Annotated in this window: 21 protein-coding genes, 1 tRNA gene and 1 riboswitch; of the genes, 11 read left to right on the forward strand and 11 right to left on the reverse strand. The window is 55.7% G+C overall.

The window, feature by feature from the left end:
- Nucleotides 1–106: 106 nt before the first annotated feature.
- From ACRZ91_RS16085 to ACRZ91_RS16095, 3 genes are all read left to right on the forward strand, one after another.
- On the forward strand, nt 107–1,057 hold the full coding sequence (locus tag ACRZ91_RS16085; protein ID WP_170703424.1) for an AraC family transcriptional regulator: 951 nt from the start codon (nt 107–109) through the stop codon (nt 1,055–1,057).
- Nucleotides 1,058–1,168: 111 nt separating this feature from the next.
- Nucleotides 1,169–1,534, forward strand: a complete 366-nt coding sequence (locus tag ACRZ91_RS16090; protein WP_170542287.1) for an SPW repeat domain-containing protein — start codon at nt 1,169–1,171, stop codon at nt 1,532–1,534.
- Nucleotides 1,535–1,805: 271 nt separating this feature from the next.
- A complete protein-coding gene (locus ACRZ91_RS16095) occupies nt 1,806–2,015 on the forward strand; it encodes a hypothetical protein (protein WP_170542285.1) in 210 nt (69 codons plus the stop codon).
- Here the strand turns inward: ACRZ91_RS16095 and cobO are convergent.
- The 5 genes from cobO to ACRZ91_RS16120 all read right to left on the reverse strand — a co-directional run bounded on the left by cobO (nt 2,012) and on the right by ACRZ91_RS16120 (nt 5,935).
- Nucleotides 2,012–2,611 carry a cob(I)yrinic acid a,c-diamide adenosyltransferase gene (cobO, locus tag ACRZ91_RS16100; RefSeq protein ID WP_480907054.1) on the reverse strand — a complete coding sequence of 200 codons (600 nt, stop codon included), beginning with the start codon at nt 2,609–2,611 and terminating at the stop codon, nt 2,012–2,014. The two genes, ACRZ91_RS16095 and cobO, sit on opposite strands and share 4 nt — an antisense overlap.
- A 58-nt stretch (nt 2,612–2,669) precedes the next feature.
- Nucleotides 2,670–3,605 (reverse strand): DMT family transporter, encoded by a 936-nt coding sequence (locus ACRZ91_RS16105; RefSeq protein WP_170542283.1) that lies wholly within the window; start codon nt 3,603–3,605, stop codon nt 2,670–2,672.
- Between the two features lie 52 nt (nt 3,606–3,657).
- Nucleotides 3,658–4,320 carry an HD domain-containing protein gene (locus ACRZ91_RS16110; protein ID WP_480907057.1) on the reverse strand — a complete coding sequence of 221 codons (663 nt, stop codon included), beginning with the start codon at nt 4,318–4,320 and terminating at the stop codon, nt 3,658–3,660.
- A complete protein-coding gene (gene aroC / locus ACRZ91_RS16115; RefSeq protein ID WP_480907059.1) occupies nt 4,304–5,404 on the reverse strand; it encodes a chorismate synthase in 1,101 nt (366 codons plus the stop codon). Before aroC ends, ACRZ91_RS16110 begins: the two co-directional genes overlap by 17 nt.
- A 90-nt stretch (nt 5,405–5,494) precedes the next feature.
- The gene (locus ACRZ91_RS16120; protein WP_480907060.1) at nt 5,495–5,935 is read right to left on the reverse strand and encodes a 6,7-dimethyl-8-ribityllumazine synthase; all 441 of its coding nucleotides are present in this window, start codon (nt 5,933–5,935) and stop codon (nt 5,495–5,497) included.
- A 74-nt stretch (nt 5,936–6,009) separates the two neighbouring features.
- Nucleotides 6,010–6,156: riboswitch (FMN riboswitch) on the reverse strand.
- A 55-nt stretch (nt 6,157–6,211) separates the two neighbouring features.
- Here ACRZ91_RS16120 and ACRZ91_RS16125 point away from each other — a divergent pair.
- The gene (locus ACRZ91_RS16125) at nt 6,212–6,832 is read left to right on the forward strand and encodes an FMN-binding negative transcriptional regulator (protein WP_480907062.1); all 621 of its coding nucleotides are present in this window, start codon (nt 6,212–6,214) and stop codon (nt 6,830–6,832) included.
- A 12-nt stretch (nt 6,833–6,844) separates the two neighbouring features.
- Here the strand turns inward: ACRZ91_RS16125 and ACRZ91_RS16130 are convergent, their stop codons facing one another.
- Entirely contained in the window at nt 6,845–7,291 is a 447-nt protein-coding gene (locus ACRZ91_RS16130) for a c-type cytochrome (protein ID WP_480907064.1), read from the reverse strand.
- A 487-nt stretch (nt 7,292–7,778) separates the two neighbouring features.
- On the opposite strand from ACRZ91_RS16130, the gene petA reads away from it, so the two are divergent.
- The 4 genes from petA to ACRZ91_RS16150 all read left to right on the forward strand — a co-directional run bounded on the left by petA (nt 7,779) and on the right by ACRZ91_RS16150 (nt 11,106).
- On the forward strand, nt 7,779–8,363 hold the full coding sequence (petA, locus tag ACRZ91_RS16135) for a ubiquinol-cytochrome c reductase iron-sulfur subunit (RefSeq protein ID WP_010443142.1): 585 nt from the start codon (nt 7,779–7,781) through the stop codon (nt 8,361–8,363).
- A gap of 14 nt (nt 8,364–8,377) precedes the next feature.
- Nucleotides 8,378–9,709, forward strand: a complete 1,332-nt coding sequence (gene petB / locus ACRZ91_RS16140; protein WP_010443143.1) for a cytochrome b — start codon at nt 8,378–8,380, stop codon at nt 9,707–9,709.
- 17 nt (nt 9,710–9,726) lie between these two features.
- A complete protein-coding gene (locus ACRZ91_RS16145) occupies nt 9,727–10,515 on the forward strand; it encodes a cytochrome c1 (RefSeq protein WP_480907067.1) in 789 nt (262 codons plus the stop codon).
- 129 nt (nt 10,516–10,644) lie between these two features.
- Nucleotides 10,645–11,106, forward strand: a complete 462-nt coding sequence (locus tag ACRZ91_RS16150) for a cupin domain-containing protein (RefSeq protein ID WP_480907068.1) — start codon at nt 10,645–10,647, stop codon at nt 11,104–11,106.
- Here ACRZ91_RS16150 and mtaB read toward each other — a convergent pair.
- Together mtaB and dapF are read right to left on the reverse strand one after the other, a co-directional pair.
- Nucleotides 11,097–12,380, reverse strand: coding sequence for a tRNA (N(6)-L-threonylcarbamoyladenosine(37)-C(2))-methylthiotransferase MtaB (gene mtaB / locus ACRZ91_RS16155; protein WP_480907070.1), 1,284 nt, complete (start codon nt 12,378–12,380; stop codon nt 11,097–11,099). The genes ACRZ91_RS16150 and mtaB overlap by 10 nt on opposite strands.
- Complete coding sequence (gene dapF, locus ACRZ91_RS16160; RefSeq protein ID WP_480907072.1) at nt 12,377–13,219, reverse strand: diaminopimelate epimerase; 843 nt, start codon at nt 13,217–13,219, stop codon at nt 12,377–12,379. The genes mtaB and dapF overlap by 4 nt, the downstream gene beginning before the upstream one ends.
- Nucleotides 13,220–13,430: 211 nt before the next feature.
- Between dapF and ACRZ91_RS16165 the strand changes: the two genes are divergently transcribed.
- The 3 genes from ACRZ91_RS16165 (at nt 13,431) to ACRZ91_RS16175 (ending at nt 16,248) form a co-directional block, all read left to right on the forward strand.
- Nucleotides 13,431–13,506 (forward strand) — tRNA-Lys (locus ACRZ91_RS16165).
- Between the two features lie 134 nt (nt 13,507–13,640).
- Nucleotides 13,641–14,420, forward strand: a complete 780-nt coding sequence (locus ACRZ91_RS16170; RefSeq protein WP_480907074.1) for a hypothetical protein — start codon at nt 13,641–13,643, stop codon at nt 14,418–14,420.
- The gene (locus ACRZ91_RS16175) at nt 14,395–16,248 is read left to right on the forward strand and encodes a 7-cyano-7-deazaguanine synthase (RefSeq protein WP_480907076.1); all 1,854 of its coding nucleotides are present in this window, start codon (nt 14,395–14,397) and stop codon (nt 16,246–16,248) included. The genes ACRZ91_RS16170 and ACRZ91_RS16175 overlap by 26 nt, the downstream gene beginning before the upstream one ends.
- On the opposite strand, the gene ACRZ91_RS16180 is transcribed toward ACRZ91_RS16175, so the two are convergent.
- From ACRZ91_RS16180 to ACRZ91_RS16190, 3 genes are read right to left on the reverse strand one after another with little or no spacing between them, the layout of a single operon-like run.
- Nucleotides 16,249–17,310 (reverse strand): tyrosine-type recombinase/integrase, encoded by a 1,062-nt coding sequence (locus ACRZ91_RS16180; protein ID WP_480907078.1) that lies wholly within the window; start codon nt 17,308–17,310, stop codon nt 16,249–16,251.
- Complete coding sequence (locus ACRZ91_RS16185) at nt 17,253–17,825, reverse strand: helix-turn-helix domain-containing protein (RefSeq protein WP_480907080.1); 573 nt, start codon at nt 17,823–17,825, stop codon at nt 17,253–17,255. Before ACRZ91_RS16185 ends, ACRZ91_RS16180 begins: the two co-directional genes overlap by 58 nt.
- Nucleotides 17,795–17,998, reverse strand: coding sequence for a helix-turn-helix domain-containing protein (locus ACRZ91_RS16190; protein ID WP_058272705.1), 204 nt, complete (start codon nt 17,996–17,998; stop codon nt 17,795–17,797). Before ACRZ91_RS16190 ends, ACRZ91_RS16185 begins: the two co-directional genes overlap by 31 nt.
- Nucleotides 17,999–18,416: the final 418 nt, after the last annotated feature.

The following is an 18,416-nucleotide window of genomic DNA, read 5'->3' on the forward strand; positions in this document are numbered from 1 at the left end:
CTTTGAACCCCCGCTCGGGCGGGGGTTCTGATTGCAAGCCGTGCAAATTTTTGTGCAGATCGTCCCGAGATATGGACGCCTGCGTGTGAGACCGTATTCTTGATCCATGTTGGATCTTCTCAGCGATATTCTCACCCGCCTGTCTCTTCGTGGCACGTTTTACTTTCGCACATCCTTTACCCCACCGTTCGGGATACAGGTGCCGAGCTACGAGAACGTGGCCCGCTTTCACTTTGTTCAGCGCGGTGAGCTTAAGGTTTACCTGCCTGCAACTGGCGAGACGCTGCGGTTGCGGCAGGGCGACCTGATCTTGATCCCACATGGCGCATCACACGCGCTGCTGTGCAACGAGGTCAAACCCTATGACGCTCTGCCACTTGAGCAGGTGTTGGATCAGTCCGGCTACACGGGCGACGGTGTGCTGGTCTATGGCGGGGCGGAAGAAGAACGCGATACGCAGCTGATCTGCGGTCATTTCTCGTTTACGGGACCCGCCGGTCGGAAAGGGACTGGGCATATGCTGATCGATCGGCTGCCGCCCTATATTCTGATCGAGAACTACGGGGAGGACGCTGGCACCTGGATTGAGGCGACCCTGCGCATGATCGGATCAGAGGTGTCCGGCGCACGCATTGGCGGCGATTTAATTGCTTTGAAACTGTCTGAAGTGCTGTTTGCGCAAGCAATACGGGCCTATCTGGAACACCAAAGCCCGGATGATGCCGCGCTGGCCGGGTTTGCCGACCCGCGCATCTCGCGGGCGCTGACGGCATTTCATCAGTCCCCCGCACAGGAGTGGAGTGTTGCCTCACTCGCGCGCGAGGCAGCGATGTCGCGCACCGCGTTTGCCCAGCTTTTTGCCCAGAAGATGGGAACAACTCCGATACAATATCTGACAGATTGGCGGATGCAGATAGCCTGTCATGGGTTGACCGAAAACCGCTGGAATGTTGCGGATGCGGCTGCCGAGGTGGGATATGCCTCTGAGGCCGCGTTTTCGCGCGTGTTCAAGAAGCAGGTTGGCGTATCTCCCGCCGCCTATCGGGCACTGCACTGATCGTTCTTGTATTTCGAACGATCTGCAAAGTTTATCAAACGACCAAGTATACTCCGTTCGGATCGCTGCTCCTATCCTTTAGCCATCACTCATTAAGGAAAGGAAGTTGAAATGTCCCTGCGTTTTGTCACCCGCTCTGTCCATGCGTATCTCGACTACCCGGTTGCGATTGCGCTGATGGTGTTGCCCTTTGTTCTAGGGCTTGGTCAGTCCAACCCCTTGGCGCTCTGGCTGTCCGTGGTTACAGGCGTGGCCGCCTTCGTATTGACCGTTCTGACAGATCATCATCTCGGAATCTGGAGGGTGCTGTCCTACAAGTTCCACCTCGCTGTAGATCTTCTTGTTGGTATTACCTTTCTGATGGCGCCCAGCCTGCTTGGATTTTCCGGCATTGACGCCCTGTTCTACTGGGTGAACGGTGCCGCTGTTGTCGCGGTCATATCGCTTAGTGCGCCCGAAAAAGGTGTTGTTGTCTGACCGAATACCAAATCTGTAAATCATTGACGGGCTGTGCGGATTTCTGCGTGGCCCTCTTCCTTTTTTTGGCTCTAATAAGGCGATTTGCCCAAATTGAGCTGGCGATGATGTAATCGAATTTAAGGCTTGAAATTTCCGATAAAAACAATCAGATATAATGCAACGCCAGATTTTGATATCAAGCTCCAGGTTCTGGGGCGATCTGTAGGCTCAGCTTGTGCAGATGTGAAGGCCTGCCATCGCCCCGGAAACGACCACAAAGAGGCTGCGATTGCGCGAACGTTTCGAAGAATTGATGGGCGATCCCTGTTGTGCGTCATGTGATTGCGATGCGCTGACCTCAGATGTCGCCGCTTATCTTGATCACAAGACCTGTGATGCCGAACGTTGTCGCAAGCTCGAGGAACACCCCGTCGTGACACCTGAGCCTGTCAGGCGCGCATCACAGCGCGCGCTGAATGAAGGGGAAGTGCGGGTTTAGAAATCCACACCCCGCTGGGCTTTGATACCGGCCTGAAACGGGTGCTTCTCTTCGGTCATCTCGGTCACCAGATCCGCATATTCGCGCAAAGCTTGGGGTGCATCCCGGCCTGTCAGGAATACGCTGGTTTTGTCCGAACGGGCCTTAAGACCGTCAATAACAGTCTCTACTGAAAGGTATTCGTAGCGCAGCGCGATATTGATCTCGTCCAAAACAACAAGATCATAGTCGCCGCTTTTCATCAGATCACACGCCTTGCCAAAGGCTGCCGCCGCGGCAGCAATGTCACGTTCGCGGTCTTGCGTATCCCAGGTGAAGCCTTCGCCCATTGTGTGCCAGGTGACCAGATCACGCTCTTCAAAGAACCTGCGCTCACCCGTCTTCCATTTGCCTTTGATGAACTGAACCACAGCCACTTTCTGACCCCAACCCAAGGCGCGAATTACTACACCAAATGCGGCCGAGGACTTGCCCTTGCCCTTGCCGGTGTTGATCAGCACCAATCCCCGACCGGGATCAACCGCTTCCGAGACTTTTTTGCGGTGCTTCGCCTGCACTTCTTGCATCTTTTCTTTGTGGTTTTGTGCGTCGCTCATCGGGAAACCTCATGGGAATGTCGCGCCCCAAACTAGGGGAAGTTTGCGAAAGGTAAAGTCATGCTTTGGGGTCGGTTACAGACCGCGCCTTGGTCCGATCGAGTCCAAGTTGGCGTTCGCGTAGGATGACTACGACATTGCCGGCAATCACCAGCGCCGCACCACCCAGCATCACCAGGGTAGGAAGCTCATCAAACCAGATATAGCCGATGATGATGGCAAACAGCATCGTCGTATAATCGTAAGGCGCCAACATCGAGGCTTGGCCGAATTTGTACGAGGATGTCACGAGAATCTGCGCCACTCCGCCGATCAAGCCCATTGTCACCAGCAATGCGGCTTGTTCCCAGCTTGGGACAACCCAGCCCCAAAACACCGATAGGCTTGAAAGCAAAGTTGCGGTGAGTGAAAAGTAGAACACAATTGCAGCTGGATGATCCACCTGCACAAGTTGCCGAATGTGTATCTGAACAAAAGCGCGCGCGACGGTAGCCGCCAATACACAGAGCGCTCCGATCATTGCGGCGGTTTCAGCAGTACCCGAGCCCAGGCGCGGCCAGATCATTATCAGAACGCCGACAAGACCAAGCGCAACGGCGCCGATGCGGATCATTCGTATCCGTTCACCCAACATGATTGCGGCCAGGATCAGCGTGAAGATAGGGGTGGCATAACCGATGGCCGTGACCTCGGGCAAAGGCAGCAGGCTAAGTCCGGTAAACGTCAATCCCATGGCCGACGTGCCCAATACACCGCGCCAGAAATGGCCCATGGGCTTCTTAATGATGAAACCATGCGTCAGCTCTCCGCGCCATGACAACCAAGCGATGATGACCGGAATGGCGAAGAGCGAGCGGAAAAACACCATTTCGCCCGGAGGGAAATCATCCGACAGCGCCTTGACCAAGGCGGACATTACTGTGAACAGCACCAGCGCACTGAGTTTCAGCGCCACGGCTAATGCCGGACGATGCGATGTTAAGGATTTCGCCATGGCGCGAACCTGCGCTTTCGCGCGCAAAAGATCAACGATGGGATTGTACCAATCAGACAGATTTCCAGTTGATTGGGATTGGGTGGCCGATTTCTTCCGAGAGTATCTCAAGAAACCCGAGCATTTGAGTAACCCGCTTGTGCGCTAAATCCCGTCCGCCATCAGTCACCATTTCATCTGGCAGATTCAGCAGCTTGGTCTTCCAATGGTCAATTGCAAATCTCTGGTCATCCAAGTCGCGGTCTTCGGCGAAGGGATCGGCGATATCATACAACGCCCGCCCCAATGCTCCCGACACGGCGAAGGTGCGGGCAATCCCGATCGCGCCAAGTGCGTCCAGTCGATCCGCGTCCCGCAGGATACATGCCTCGGGCGATTCAGGAGGGATGTTGGCGGAGTAGCTGTGCGCAGCAATGGCATGTTGCGTGGCGCAAATTTCCGACGCCGTAAAGTCAAGTTCAGTAAGAATAGGCTCTGATTCAGTGGCCGATTGTTGCGACGCCAGATGCCGGTTGGGATCGTCCTTGGGCAGATTGACCAGATCGTGCAGATAACAGGCGGCAAGCAATACACGCTGGTTGGTGCGCTGGTCAGCAATAGCCTGAGCGATTAACCAAACCCGATCCAGATGCGCCAGATCATGCGCCGGATCGGTCAGCATTCGCTGCGTGACGACCGCCCGAAGCGCCGCGCGATGATCAGCCAATCCGTCCACGGTTCTCGCCGATCTGGCCGCGATGCAGAAGCAGGTGATCGAGGATTACACAGGCCATCATCGCTTCTCCCACCGGCACGGCGCGGATGCCGACGCAGGGATCGTGGCGTCCTTTGGTAATGATCTCGGTCTCTTCACCGGATTTGTTGATGGTTTTGCGAGTGGTCAGGATCGACGAGGTCGGCTTGACCGCAAACCGCACGACGACGTCCTGTCCGGTGGAAATGCCGCCCAAAATGCCGCCTGCATGGTTCGAGCTGTATTGCGGGCCGTTCTGACCCATAAAGATTTCATCCGCATTAGCTTCGCCGGTCAGTTCTGCCGCCGCCATACCCTCGCCAATCTCGACGCCTTTTACCGCGTTGATCGACATCATCGCGGCAGCAAGATCAGTATCTAACTTTGCGTATATTGGTGCGCCCAGCCCCGCAGGGACGCCACGCGCGACGACCTCAACCACCGCGCCGACCGAGTTTCCGGACTTGCGCAGATCATCGAGATAGACCGCCCAATCCTCGGCAGATTTAGCGTCCGGCGTCCAGAACGGGTTTTGCTCGATCTGCGACCAGTCGAAATTTCCACGATCGATTTTGTGCGGACCGATCTGTGTCATATAACCGGTGATTTGCACATTCGGGGCGATCTGCTTGATTGCTTCGCGCGCCAACCCTCCAGCGGCGACACGCGAAGCCGTTTCCCGGGCCGAGCTGCGTCCGCCACCGCGATAATCGCGAATACCGTATTTCTGCCAGTAAGTAATATCAGCGTGACCAGGGCGGAACTTGTCCATGATGTCGCCGTAGTCTTTCGAGCGCTGATCGGTGTTCTCGATCATCAATTGTACAGGCGTGCCGGTGGTCTGGCCTTCGAAAACACCGGACAGGATTTTGACCTGATCGGGCTCTCGTCGCTGGGTCGTAAACTTGTTCTGCCCCGGTTTGCGTTTGTCCAACCAGTGCTGGATCATAGTCTCATCGATTTGCACACCCGGTGGGCAGCCGTCGACGGTGGCCCCCAATGCAGGGCCGTGACTTTCACCCCAGGTGGTGACTCGGAAGAGGTGTCCAAAGCTGTTCATCGACATGGGGCGTGCTCCTTTGCGGAACGTGATTAGCGGGCGCGGGGCTTGGCCTCAAGCGGATTTGCGGTCGAGGGTGACCCCGACCGCTTGCTGTCAGGCTGCAGCAGCGATGTGCGCGCGGGTCTCGGTGACCTTTAGGGCCGCCTGTGCGGCTTCGCGCCCTTTTTGCACAAAGTGCTCGCGGTAGATGGCATTGTGATGATCGGTTTCCTGATATTGATGCGGCGTCAGCGAGACCGACAGCACTGGGACACCGGTATCCATACCGGCGCGCATCAAACCATCAACCACGGCCTGAGCAACAAAATCGTGCCGGTAGATGCCCCCATCCACCACGAAGGCTGCACAGGCTATGGCCGCGTATTGACCGGTTTGAGCCAGATCGCGCGCAATCAAGGGCATCTCAAACGCGCCGGGGACGTCAAATATATCGACCTGTTCGGCGGGGATGAGTTGCAAGAACCCATCAAGGGCGCGATCCACGATATCAGAATGCCAATTGGCTTTGACCAAAGCATAGCGGGTGTGTGTCATCATGATCTCCTTAGCAAACAGACACTTCACCCAAGGCGATCACGAGCAGACGCACCGTTTCAGCGGTGCGTTCTACACGTTCTCTTTCATCCGGACTGTAACCGTCGGCTCTGGCCTCTCACCAGATCTGCTGACACCCCGAAGGTCGGGGCCGCTCGCGGGCTTACGGGTCATGCCCGCATACCGCCGGTGGGGAATTTCGCCCCGCCCTGAGAACGAGGTGGACCTTGCCAATTCGATACTGGTTCTGCAAGAGAAATTGGACGGAGGACACAAATGCATCCTAACCCTGCCTTTCGCAACGAGGCGCGTGCGCGTCATATCGATTTTGCCCGAGATCGCGCCTTTGGCATTCTGGCGGTCTCGACACCGGAAGCGCCATTGCTGAGCCACGTTCCCTTCCTGCTGAGCGAAGATGCCGGATGGGCGGATCTGCATCTGGTGCGGTCAAACCCGATCGTTCGTGCATTGAAGCAGCCACAATCTGCGCGTATCGCCGTTTCTGGGCCTGATGGATATATCTCGCCTGATTGGTACGGTGTCGATGATCAGGTCCCGACCTGGAACTATGTTGCGGTGCATCTGACCGGCGTGCTTGAGATGCGCCCCGTGGAAGAGTTGCGAGGCCTGCTGGATCGACAGGCTGCTGATTTCGAGAATCGCCTGTTGCCTAAGCCTCCATGGCTGGCGTCGAAGATGACACCAGATGCGCTGGATCGGATGATGCGGATGATCGTGCCATGCCGACTGACGGTCTCGGACATAGATGGCACTTGGAAACTTAACCAGAACAAGCCCGACGTTGCGCGCCAACGCGCCGCTGATCACGTCCAATCTGCTGGGATTGGGGCTGAGTTCGGGACATTGGCCTCGCTTATGCGCGAGGCCAAAATTTAAAAATCACCTAGTTTACTGAGTAGTGAATGTGGCGAGATAGGCAGCTATGTGATCCGCTCCTTTCTTCAGCTTTACGCTCATATTCGGGCGGGCGGTTTCATCATTCAGATATTCTTTGATGAAGTTGATCGGGTCTTGTGAATAGGCGGCGATGTTTTCTTCGGTCCATACCAGCCCTTCTTGCCCGGCGCGTATCATGTCATCGGTAAACATGCCAATGGGCAGACGCTCGCTTCCGTACAGATAATCGCTTTCGGTTCCGGCCAAGCGACCAACTACGCCATAGAGATTCGGCCCCGTGATGCCGCCTTTGACCAAAACATCGCCATCCTTGATGATCGCGTGGCAGGATGAGCATCGGTTATAGAGTTGTTTGCCTTTTGCGGGGTCTCCGGCTGCAATAGCTTGTGCTGTACTCAGAATCGTAAATAGAACCGCGGTTGCTGCAATCTTTGGCATTGGAATTCTCCGGCTGCTTGGTGATTTCCTTCGGCCTTTCACGTATTCCCGCAATGAGTGCAATCGGAATTCGATATTCTGCTATATCTTTGAAATATCTATTTTAAATTAATAATTTAATCTCATCATGTTCGCGTTAATTTGGAAAATATCGTGGCAAAACTCTGGCAAATTCAGTGTCATTTCGACGATCTTGAAAGGGAGTGAAGGTGGATAAACCCGGATGCGCCAATCCGCAGGCCAGCCCCGAATCACACCACATGACCACTGGGCCTAGTGGCTGCCCAGAAGACTAAAATCTGCATTTGATTTTGAAATTTTACCCTTTCACCGTGAAATGATTGCTTAGATGCGGCGTATTGCGCGTTTAAGAGCGCTGGACGAACTCTATTCTCCCCGATAGATACCCCCTTTAAGACGCCGCAGTTCATGCGGTGCGCGAGCTATATGCCCGTTCGCGGGCGCCAGACAATTCGGAGATAACCTCGTGTCCCACGCTGAAGACCACGAAGGCACCCGCAGAGATTTTCTGTACTACGTCGCTGGCGGCGCAGGTGTCGTTGCGACGGGGGCTGCCGTTTGGCCCCTGGTAAATCAAATGAATCCCTCGGCAGACGTTCAGGCGCTGTCCTCGATCCGTGTTGACGTCAGCGGGGTTGAGACGGGCACGCAGCTGACCGTGAAATGGTTGGGCAAACCTGTTTTCATCCGCCACCGAACTGGTGCCGAGATCCAGGAAGCCAAAGAGCAGGACGCCGAAGGCGTGGATGCTCTGCCTGATCCGCTGGCGCGTAACTTCAATATTGCAGCCGATGCACCGGCAACTGACGCCAACCGCGTCATGCCGTCGCCCGAAGGCGAAGCGCCGGGTGCATGGATCGTTCAGATGGGCGTCTGTACTCACCTTGGATGTGTGCCGCTGGGCGATGCCGGTGATTTCGGCGGCTGGTTCTGCCCCTGCCACGGTTCGCACTACGATCTGGCCGGCCGTATCCGCAAGGGCCCCGCGCCCGAGAACCTGCCTGTCCCGCCCGCTGAATGGGTGGACAACAGCACAATCAAACTCGGCTAAGGGAGACCCAACTTATGTCCGGAATTCCCCACGATCATTACGAGCCGAAGACAAGCGGCGAAAAGTGGCTGAACAGCCGCCTGCCGATTGTCGGCCTGCTGTATGATACCCTGATGATCCCGACCCCAAAGAACCTGAACTGGATGTGGATTTGGGGTATCGTTCTGACGTTCTGTCTGGCGCTGCAAATCGTCACCGGTATCGTTCTGGTGATGCACTATACCCCGCATGTCGATCTGGCCTTTGCCAGCATCGAACACATCATGCGCAACGTGAATGGCGGCTATATGCTGCGGTATCTGCACATGAATGGCGCGTCGCTGTTCTTTGTTGCGGTCTACATTCACATCTTCCGCGGCCTATTTTACGGCTCGTACAAAGCCCCGCGTGAGATCACGTGGATCATCGGTATGCTGATCTACCTGATGATGATGGGCACTGCCTTCATGGGCTACGTTCTGCCCTGGGGTCAGATGTCCTTCTGGGGTGCGACTGTGATCACTGGCCTGTTTGGCGCGATCCCGTTTGTGGGTGACGCGATTCAGACCTGGCTGCTGGGCGGACCCGCGGTGGACAACGCCACTCTGAACCGTTTCTTCTCGCTGCACTACCTGCTGCCTTTCGTTATCGCAGCGCTGGTCATCGTGCATATCTGGGCCTTCCACACCACTGGCAACAACAACCCTACGGGTGTTGAAGTGCGCCGTGGTTCGAAAGCCGAGGCCGAGAAAGACACGCTGCCGTTCTGGCCCTATTTCGTGATCAAGGACCTGTTCGCTCTGGCGGTTATTCTTGTCGTGTTCTGGGCCATCGTTGGCTACATGCCGAACTATCTGGGCCACCCGGATAACTACATCGAAGCCAACCCGCTGGTCACACCTGCGCACATCGTTCCTGAATGGTACTTCCTGCCGTTCTACGCGATCCTGCGTGCCTTCACCGGCGAGGTCTGGGTCGTTCAGTTTGCCAGCTTCATCACCGGCGGCATCATCGATGCCAAGTTCTTTGGTGTTCTGGCGATGTTCGGTGCGATCCTGGCAATGGCTCTGGCACCTTGGCTGGACACATCGACAGTGCGTTCGGGCAAATACCGCCCGATGTTCAAATGGTGGTTCTACCTGCTGGTCATCGACTTCTTTGCCCTGATGTGGCTGGGGGCGATGCCCGCGGAAGAGCCCTATGCGACCTTCTCGCTGATCGCGTCCGCCTACTGGTTCGCATATTTCTTCGTGATCCTGCCGATCCTTGGCGTGATCGAGAAACCTCTGGCACAGCCGGAAACCATCGAAGAAGACTTCAACGCGCATTATGGCAAGGCTGACGCCGACGCCACGCCGGCCGAGTAAGAAGAGGGACCGGAAACATGTTCAAGAAACTTGCAATCGGTGCCGCGTTCGCTCTGGCCCTTGCGCCCGCCTCGACCTTTGCGGCAGGTGGTGGTGAGCAGCACATCGAAGACTTCGACTTCTCGTTCGAGGGACCGTTTGGAACCTGGGATCAGAACCAGCTTCAGCGCGGTCTGCAGATCTATACTGAGGTCTGCGCGGCCTGCCATGGTCTGCAATACATACCGCTGCGGACGCTTGAGGATCTGGGATACTCGGAAGAACAGGTCATCACCTATGCGGCCGATAATTTCGAAGTGTTCGATCCCGAGCTGGACGATTTCCGCCCGGCAATCCCGACCGACCACTTCCCGGCCAATACTGGCGTTGGCGCACCGGACCTGAGCTTGATGGCGAAGGCCCGTGCCGGATTCCATGGCCCATACGGCCTGGGGATTAACCAACTGGTCAAAGGCATGGGTGGTGCGGAATATATCGCATCATTGCTTGACGGCTATACAGGCGAAGAGAAGGAAGAGGCGGGCACGGTTCTTTATGAGAACAAGGCCTTCCCGGGTGGCTGGATCTCGATGGCACCGCCATTAGCCGAGGATCAGGTTGAATTCGCGGATGGTCATCCAGCAACAGTCGAAGCCATGTCGGAGGACGTTGCGGCCTTCCTGATGTGGACCGCTGAGCCAATGATGATGGACCGCAAGAATGCCGGGTTCGTCGGTGTTCTGTTCCTAACGGTTCTGTCTGTGTTGCTTTATCTGGTGAACAAGCGTCTGTGGGCACCCCACAAGGGCAAGATCCGCAAGGACTAATATCCAACCGGATTGTCTATTCAAGGACCCCCGCACCTTTCGGTTGCGGGGTTTCTTCTTTGGTGCCTACTGGAATTCAGGCCACGAGTTCCCAGATAGCGAATACAGAAATTCCGAAGGAGCTTATCGATGGCAGACAAAATCGAAGCCACACGTAAACAGGTTGTCATTCAGCATTGGGATGGCAGCAAGAAATACATGATGGCCCCGAATGAGTATGTCGGAGTTGTTGTGGGCAAAAAGGCCACCGACGGAGAATACGTAATCTCGGACGGCGTTATGGCTCCAGGAGGCGCGGTGCCCGATCATTACCATAAATGGGAGGATCAGACGTTTCACATTCTTCAAGGCACGGTTGATGCGAAGATTGGTGACACGTGGGTCAGCGCCGGCGCAGGGGATACCATTCACTGCCCGCGCGGAGTTTCCCATTATATGAAAAACAATAGCGATCAGGATGTGCGTATGATCAGCTACATTTTCCCAGGCGACCGCGCCGAAGCGTTCATGGCAGAAACCTCCCGGCAGAACGAGGGTGGCGAACAGGACTTTGAGTTGATCGAGCGGGAATTCGGTGTCGTCTATCTTTGACTGTCCTGAGCACAGGGTTGGGCCTGTAACTGCGTGCCTGATGTGCCTGTGATCACCCCGCGCACGATCTGCCCTTCAATTTGAGGTTGGGAAAAAGTGACTTCGGTGAACTGTTCGGTCCGACCCATATGAGGGTTTTCCATCAGTATGTTGTGATACCTTCCAACCTGTTCTGAAAGATGCTTCGCAACCTTGGCATCCCCGGCAGCACGTAAGCGGGCGGCCCGCTCCTTGATTACGTTTCCGTTCACCTGCTGTGGGATGCGAGCAGCGGGAGTTCCTTCGCGTTTTGAATATGGAAACACATGCAGCCAGGTCAGGTCGCAGTCGTTGACCAATTTTAGAGAATTCTCGAAATGGTCTTCGGACTCTGTCGGGAAGCCTGCGATGATATCGGCCCCAAATGTCATATCCGGGCGTAACTTACGAGCCTCTTCCGTGAAGCGGATGGCATCATCGCGCAGGTGGCGACGTTTCATGCGCTTCAGGATCAGATCATCACCATGCTGTAGCGACAGATGCAGGTGGGGCATCAGGCGCGGTTCGGTCGCGATGGCCTGCATCAGATTCTCGTCCACCTCGATCGAGTCGATCGAGCTGATCCGCAGGCGCTGAAGGTCCGGCACCAATTTCAGGATGCGCATGACCAGATCACCAAGCTTGGGTTGCGCAGGCAGGTCCGCGCCCCATGAGGTCAGGTCAACTCCGGTCAGGACAACTTCGTTATAGCCCCTATCGACCAGCCGCTTGATCTGGTCTACCACGACGCCAGCAGGGACGCTGCGAGAGTTTCCGCGGCCATAGGGGATGATGCAGAAAGTACACCGATGGTCGCACCCGTTCTGGACCTGTACGTAGGCGCGTGAGCGGGTGCCAAAACCATCGATCAGATGGCCCGCCGTTTCGGTGACAGACATGATGTCATCTACCTGCACGGCTTCGGTCTGACCGATAAAATCAGCAGCCATTCCTTTCCAGGTTTCGGGCCGCATCTTTTCGGTGTTTCCGATTACCGCGTCGACCTCATCCATGCGCGTGAATGTCTCGGGCTCAGTCTGCGCGGCACAGCCGGTGACAATCAGGCGAGCGTCGGGATTTTCCCGCCGCAGCTTGCGAATTTCCTGCCGCGCTTTGCGCACAGCCTCAGCTGTCACCGCACAAGTGTTTACGATCACCGCATCGCTAAGGCCCGCCTGCTGTGACAGCTCTTTCATCGCCTCGGTCTCGTAGGCGTTCAGGCGGCAACCCAGAGTACTGAACTTGGGCGGATTCATTCCAGAGACCTCAGAAATTCCGGCGTGAGCGTACCCGAAAAAACGTGGACTGTTGGCCCCGTCATCCAGACGCCATCATCGCGCCAGTCGATCCATATAGTCCCACCGTCAAGATCAACTTGTATCTGGCGCCCGGTAAGTCCACGCCGGGCCGCTGCGACGGCAGTGGCACAGGATGATGACCCCGAAGCCAAGGTGATCCCAACACCGCGCTCCCAGACGCGCATGCGGATTTTGTCTGGCCCTGCGATCTGCGCTACCTGCACGTTGGTACGTTCAGGATAGAGCGGATGGTGTTCATAACGCGCACCGAAATCTTCGAGAGGGATCGCCTCCGCATCGTCGACAAAGAAAGTGCAATGCGGATTACCCATTCCGGTTGCTGTTGGTCCCCCTTCGATAGGGAGTTCAAGCGTGTCCATTTCTTCGGTCAGGGGAATCTCATTCCAAAGAAGCTGAGGTTGGCCCATGTTGACTGATGTCAGGCCATTTCCTGCGTCCCGTGCCTGCAGAATGCCGCGTTCTGTCGTGAGAGTCAGATCCGATCTGCCGGTTTCATCCAGCAAGAATCTGGCAATACATCGCGTTGCGTTTCCACAGGCTGCCGAGGTCGACCCATCGGCGTTGTAGAACACCAGATGCGCATCTGCATTTCCGCTTTCGATCACCGCGAGCTGGTCGAAACCCACGCCAAACTGCCGATGCCCAATTCCCCTGGCCATCTTGGGTGTGATCGGAATCGTATGCGCGCGCGCATCCACAACGACAAAGTCATTGCCCAGCCCGTGCATCTTCATAATGGGCAATCCGGTATCGTTTAGGGTTTGCATTGCGGGCATATAACCCCGGCGACAAAATGAATCCAGCCTGTCCTAAAGATTCCACAAAATAGGGGTTGACCCCCCAGCGCCACCTGCCTAATTAGGCCGCCTATCGGGGCGCTTGACTGACATCAGACAAAAGCGTGCCGAGGTGCAAATTAAGGTCTTGAACCCGGTTGGGTAAATACCTTACAGAGCGCCACGGATCATCGAGATCCAACAAAAGAGTGGGCCGTTAGCTCAGTTGGTAGAGCAACTGACTTTTAATCAGTGGGTCGCAGGTTCGAATCCTGCACGGCTCACCACTGTTTTCAAAGACTTACAAGGCGATCTCATGTCTAACACTCGCTTCGGGTAAGCGCAGGGTAAGCGAAGGCCGCCATTTTTCCCTTTACATTCGCCTGATGGTTGAATGACTCTTCAGGCAAGGGAGGAACGGATGGGACACATCAGGCTTGGCACTTTGCCTCGGTCCAGGAAGTGGCGCGAGGTAGTTGATCTGATCGCAACCGATGCGTCAGTCGAAGAGATCGCCGAGGCCGCAGCGGATGCATCTGAGAGCGATCTCGCACGGGCGAGTCGTGACCCCAGGTTTCAGTTTGTAAGTGATCTCCTCGTGAGGCTGCCTTTGCTTGCAAGGGCTCCGGGCTTCGAAGACGCTTTGGCTGACTTGGGCATTGCGACGTCGGAACTCGGTTCAGTGACCGGCTTGCTGGCCGGTTTGGATCGTGCCGTTGATGGCAGGAGCTTCGATCTCCGAAGTTCCTCAGATGCAGGAGAATTGGCGAAGGCCGCGCTCTTGGAAAGCCTTTCCGTTCAGCTGCACGACCGGTTGCCATCCCTGTTTGAACCGACACCGCAAGAAATTCGCCAAGCACTCGCGAGTTTCGCCGTGGGTGATGCATTTGCGAGACTCGCGCGGGATTTCTTTGCCCGGCTGACATACCGCTCTCTAGACTACTATCTGAGCCGGGAACTCGCCAATCACACTGGCGAGGATCGACGCTTTTCAACCGATGCACAGCGAGTGGCATTTCAACAAGCCCTCGCCCAGCACACATTTGAAGTGTCTAGAATCGTCGAAGAATATGCGGGCGGCTGGTATGGCAAAACCGTCTGGCAGAAGCAGGCGCTTGATCGCGATGCAATAGACAAGTTCACAGCTTACGCGTTCAAAAAGATGCGCTCGGAGTTTGGGCGCCGTTGCGCCGTTGCCTGAAGTTGAAGTCAGATGGTTGCCGCCCTTGACAAAAAGCGGCGGCGATGAAGTCCTGCGTCTCGACATTGCTGGCCGCGAAGTCGCAATGACGCTACGGATTGGACAATTGAACCGTCAATTGGTCGAGGGATTGCAGGATCGTGCGCTCGATTTGCTGGAGATTGCCGCGCTTGTCTATTGCGCGGACGCGGCAGTCAGCCGTGGTGGCCTGGCGGATCAGAAGATGGGTGAGAAGTGGCACAGACGGTTCGTAGCCACTATGCCGGTACGCGATCTGGATTTCTGGCAACGTGAGAGCGTAATACAGGCTCTGGAAGAAACGTTGATGTTTCTATCCGGCGATCGCTTTGAATTTTCTTTTTCGATCAAAGACGAACCGGATGCAGAGCGATCGCGCTTCTTCAAATTCGGTCGAAATAGTTCATGGAAGCCCCACCGTGTCTTGATGTTTTCCGGCGGGCTCGATTCCTTTGCGGGCGCTGTGGAAGAAATCGTGGAACAGAAGCATCGGGTTGCTTTGGTCAGTCATGCCTCGTCCACGAAAATAGCGCCGGTCCAGAAACGGCTGATCTCAGCGTTGAGCAAACGGTACGGACCGGAAAAGTGCCGTCACATTCCCATGACCGCCCAGTTGAAGGGTCGATCGACTGCGGAAAGAACGCATCGCACACGCTCATTCTTGTTCGCGGTACTTGGGTCGATCACTGCAAAGGCCTTCGGACTGGACCGCTTGTCGTTCCATGAAAACGGCGTTGTGAGCCTCAACCTGCCGCCGGTTGGCAGTGTCATTGGAACGCGAGCGACGAGAACGACCCATCCTATGGCAATCAACCTGTTGACCGGTTTTCTGCAGCTTGTTTTCGAGAACGATATGCGCGTCGACAATCCCTACTTCGCGCGCACTAAAGCTGAAGTCGTGGAGCGTATCTCCCAACTTGGGATGGCAGATCAAATTGTCGAGACGCGCAGTTGCGCGGATGTGCATAATCAAACCAATCAATACTTCCATTGCGGTCGCTGTTCGCAGTGTATCGATCGGCGTTTTGCGATGCTCTCAATAGGGCTTGAACGTTTTGACCCTGAAGATGCGTATCGCGTGGACTTGATGTCGGACGCTCGACCGAACGGCATCGACCGGGAGATGGCGTTGTCCTATGTGCGCAATGCAGTGTTGTTTGAAAACGCCACGCCAGATGCACTGATCCGAAATTTCCCCGTTGTGTTGGATGCGGTCAATCACCTCGACAATCCGCCAGACACAGCCTTGGTGATGATCGCAGATTTGCTGAACCGCCATGGAAAGGCGGTCACATCGGTGATGCGCAGAGTTCTTGAAAGCAAGTCACCTGGTGAGTTCCCTGAACAGAGTTTGCCAAGACTATATGGTGCGATGCAGAGCGCCTTGACCTTGCCGTTCGTACCTGCGGCCTCAGTTGATAAAAACGAGAAACAGCAACTTCCGCTGTCCATAGAAATCGACAAAGCCTCCCGTTTGGTTGTGATCGGCGAACATGTTGAGCTTAAGAAAAATGCCACAGCTGACCTGTTAGTGGTCTTGGCTGAAGAGTGGCTCCGTTCTGCTGGTGAAGGTCTCGAACCCATGGACCATCACTGCGTGAAATCTGGCGAACTCGTCGAAAAATTAGGCGTTGAATCCGACGAAGCCGTTAGACGGAGAATTCAGACTGCTCGCAGAACGCTTGCAGGGAGATTGGAGTCCGCTGGCCTGTCAGTTGATAAGCCCCAAGAGCTGATTGAAAATCTCCCTTGGCATGGATACCGGCTTGCTCCCGAGCGCGTGGTCGTTCGTGTGCGTCACCGGAGCTGATCATTCATCAATAACCGCGTCCTCGTCTGGCAACGGTCCACGGCGGCGAAACCGCCCCATCAGTTCGACCTGACGGCCAGGTGAAACAGAACCATAGGAGCTGAACGTCGTCATCACGTCGTCGTGTCCCATGTTCTGCGACCAGGCTTTATAGTCCTCTGGTGTCCTGCAGTGAAGTTTTGCCAGCTCTGCGATCGTATCTCGCACGCGGTGCGGCGAAAACGGTGGCAGCCCAGCGTTGATGAAGGCTTTCTTGAAGATTCCGGCCGCTGATGACGGGCCTGCCCACGGCTCACGCGCGATCCCCATGGTCTCAAAGCGCCGAGACGGGCCAACAGCAACGCGCGTTTTTGGAAATAAAGCATCTGTGTCTGAGAAGAGATGGTCCTTACGAAGCTCTCTGATCCATTCTCGCATAGTTTGTTCGACGTTATCACCGAAGGGAAAAAAGCTGGCCGTGAAGGACTTTCCAAACTTCGTATCCACGGAACGTCCGTCAAACTGCACGCATCTGTTCGCAAGGTCGACGTGTCGCAGTTGCACTGTGATGGCCGCACCTTCGCGCGATCCGGTCAGGAACAAGAAGGCAATCAGGGCGCGATCACGGCGCTGGATTACGGTTTCCACCGGCATCGAAGACAAAAGGTGGTCCACCTGTTCGGGAGACGGATGCGGCTTCCAAAGAGTGCTACGACGGGCCTGTTCCGATTTGCGGTCCGGCGTTAGATAGGCGATGTCTGAGCGTGAGATCTTTGACTTGTACCCCGGTTGGTCCGCCATCCAGTCAAAGAGCTTCATTACATCGCGCAACACACCGTTAATCGTGGCAGCCGACAATGGGGCGCCCGTGCGTTCGTTGCGCAAACTTTGCAGATGGCGTTTGAACGCGCGCGCCCTTTCTGAATGGAACGCCCTGTAGTCCTTGCCTTTGAGCCATCTGTCATAGATGGCAATCGACGCTGCGGCTTTGTCGATCGAAGATTGCGATAGCCCCTTTGCGTCCTTCAGCCAGACAAGGTGTTTGCGCTTGATGCGCAGGTTATCCGAGGTGTGTTTTGGCATGGGTCTCGGGCTCCTCTTTCAAGGTCACTTTTGAATGGGTTTCGGTACAGGACACTATATCTTGGGGAGGCTTGTTGAAGTGTGACCTCCAGTTTGGCCTGAATGGCTTCCAGATCTGAACGGCGAATGATCTTGTTCATGACCGCACCACACGTGGGACAAAGGGCTGTTAGGCGGCCGCTGGAAGCTGTTTCCAGAACATAGTCAGCGATCTTGCCGTCGGGTTCGCGCGGACCTCTGCAGCTGAGGCAGTAGCAGTGATGCAATGCCAACTTGCACCGCGCCTTGCGTTGTCTTTGTCCGAGGAAGTCCTTGAGCACATGTCCTTCGATCAACCAAGGCTTGCTGCTGGTATCAGCCGAAAGTCCGTTGTTCCCAATCCAGCGAATGACGGTCTGGCGATGACAGCCCAAAACGTCCGCCACCTCCCAGACTGTGTAGACAAGGTGCGATTTGACTTTGTGTGAGGGGAAGGACTTTGCCACTACACACCCTCCCCGGAAATCGGTCCGCATGTATTCTGGCAGACCTGCGCCTCCTCAAAGGCTTCGATCACGCCTTCATCGTATAAAACGCGCGCGCCGATCTTCAAAAACCTGGGGCCCTTTCCGAGCCAGCGCCACTGCTCCAGCGTCCGCGGCGACATGTGCCACCGCTCCGCCAGCTGATCTTGTGTCAACTTGGGCATATCAACCTCAATTGCTCACTGCGGCACGAGGAAGTTCGGTCCGCTTCTGTTGAACAAAGTGAGGGATCGGATCTCTAAAATCTGTGGCCGCCGCCAATAAAGGCGTGACACATGCCAGGGCTAAATCATTGATATTATGTGACTTGAATCAGAAAGGTGTGACCCATCCGCAAAATGCGTAACCTTGCCACCCAAATCGCAGGGAGTCAGCGGCTGCAAACGACCCGAAAGCTGACGTTAATCAAAAATGCTTGGAAGACGGCTTCGAGCCCAAAGTTACCGGGTGCTCCGGTCCGCGCTAAGGACGGCAATGCGCAGAAAGCTGACTTTGCAAAGTTTCGCGTGCCTAACCTGACCGGCCCAGATGGTCGGAGGCTCTTCGTGGAAGTGCGGCAGTATAGATTGTTGGCCTATTTGA

The organism is Ruegeria sp. O11 (genome assembly GCF_056535285.1).

Bases quoted from the DNA above. Each gene is read 5' to 3' on its own strand.
- ACRZ91_RS16085 (WP_170703424.1), top strand. From the start codon at position 107: ATGTTGGATCTTCTCAGCGATATTCTCACCCGCCTGTCTCTTCGTGGC.
- ACRZ91_RS16090 (WP_170542287.1), top strand. From the start codon at position 1,169: ATGTCCCTGCGTTTTGTCACCCGCTCTGTCCATGCGTATCTCGACTAC.
- cobO (WP_480907054.1), bottom strand. From the start codon at position 2,611: ATGAGCGACGCACAAAACCACAAAGAAAAGATGCAAGAAGTGCAGGCG.
- ACRZ91_RS16105 (WP_170542283.1), bottom strand. From the start codon at position 3,605: ATGGCGAAATCCTTAACATCGCATCGTCCGGCATTAGCCGTGGCGCTG.
- aroC (WP_480907059.1), bottom strand. From the start codon at position 5,404: ATGTCGATGAACAGCTTTGGACACCTCTTCCGAGTCACCACCTGGGGT.
- ACRZ91_RS16120 (WP_480907060.1), bottom strand. From the start codon at position 5,935: ATGACACACACCCGCTATGCTTTGGTCAAAGCCAATTGGCATTCTGAT.
- ACRZ91_RS16125 (WP_480907062.1), top strand. From the start codon at position 6,212: ATGCATCCTAACCCTGCCTTTCGCAACGAGGCGCGTGCGCGTCATATC.
- ACRZ91_RS16130 (WP_480907064.1), bottom strand. From the start codon at position 7,291: ATGCCAAAGATTGCAGCAACCGCGGTTCTATTTACGATTCTGAGTACA.
- petB (WP_010443143.1), top strand. From the start codon at position 8,378: ATGTCCGGAATTCCCCACGATCATTACGAGCCGAAGACAAGCGGCGAA.
- ACRZ91_RS16145 (WP_480907067.1), top strand. From the start codon at position 9,727: ATGTTCAAGAAACTTGCAATCGGTGCCGCGTTCGCTCTGGCCCTTGCG.
- ACRZ91_RS16150 (WP_480907068.1), top strand. From the start codon at position 10,645: ATGGCAGACAAAATCGAAGCCACACGTAAACAGGTTGTCATTCAGCAT.
- mtaB (WP_480907070.1), bottom strand. From the start codon at position 12,380: ATGAATCCGCCCAAGTTCAGTACTCTGGGTTGCCGCCTGAACGCCTAC.
- dapF (WP_480907072.1), bottom strand. From the start codon at position 13,219: ATGCCCGCAATGCAAACCCTAAACGATACCGGATTGCCCATTATGAAG.
- ACRZ91_RS16170 (WP_480907074.1), top strand. From the start codon at position 13,641: ATGGGACACATCAGGCTTGGCACTTTGCCTCGGTCCAGGAAGTGGCGC.
- ACRZ91_RS16180 (WP_480907078.1), bottom strand. From the start codon at position 17,310: ATGCCAAAACACACCTCGGATAACCTGCGCATCAAGCGCAAACACCTT.
- ACRZ91_RS16185 (WP_480907080.1), bottom strand. From the start codon at position 17,825: ATGCGGACCGATTTCCGGGGAGGGTGTGTAGTGGCAAAGTCCTTCCCC.
- ACRZ91_RS16190 (WP_058272705.1), bottom strand. From the start codon at position 17,998: ATGCCCAAGTTGACACAAGATCAGCTGGCGGAGCGGTGGCACATGTCG.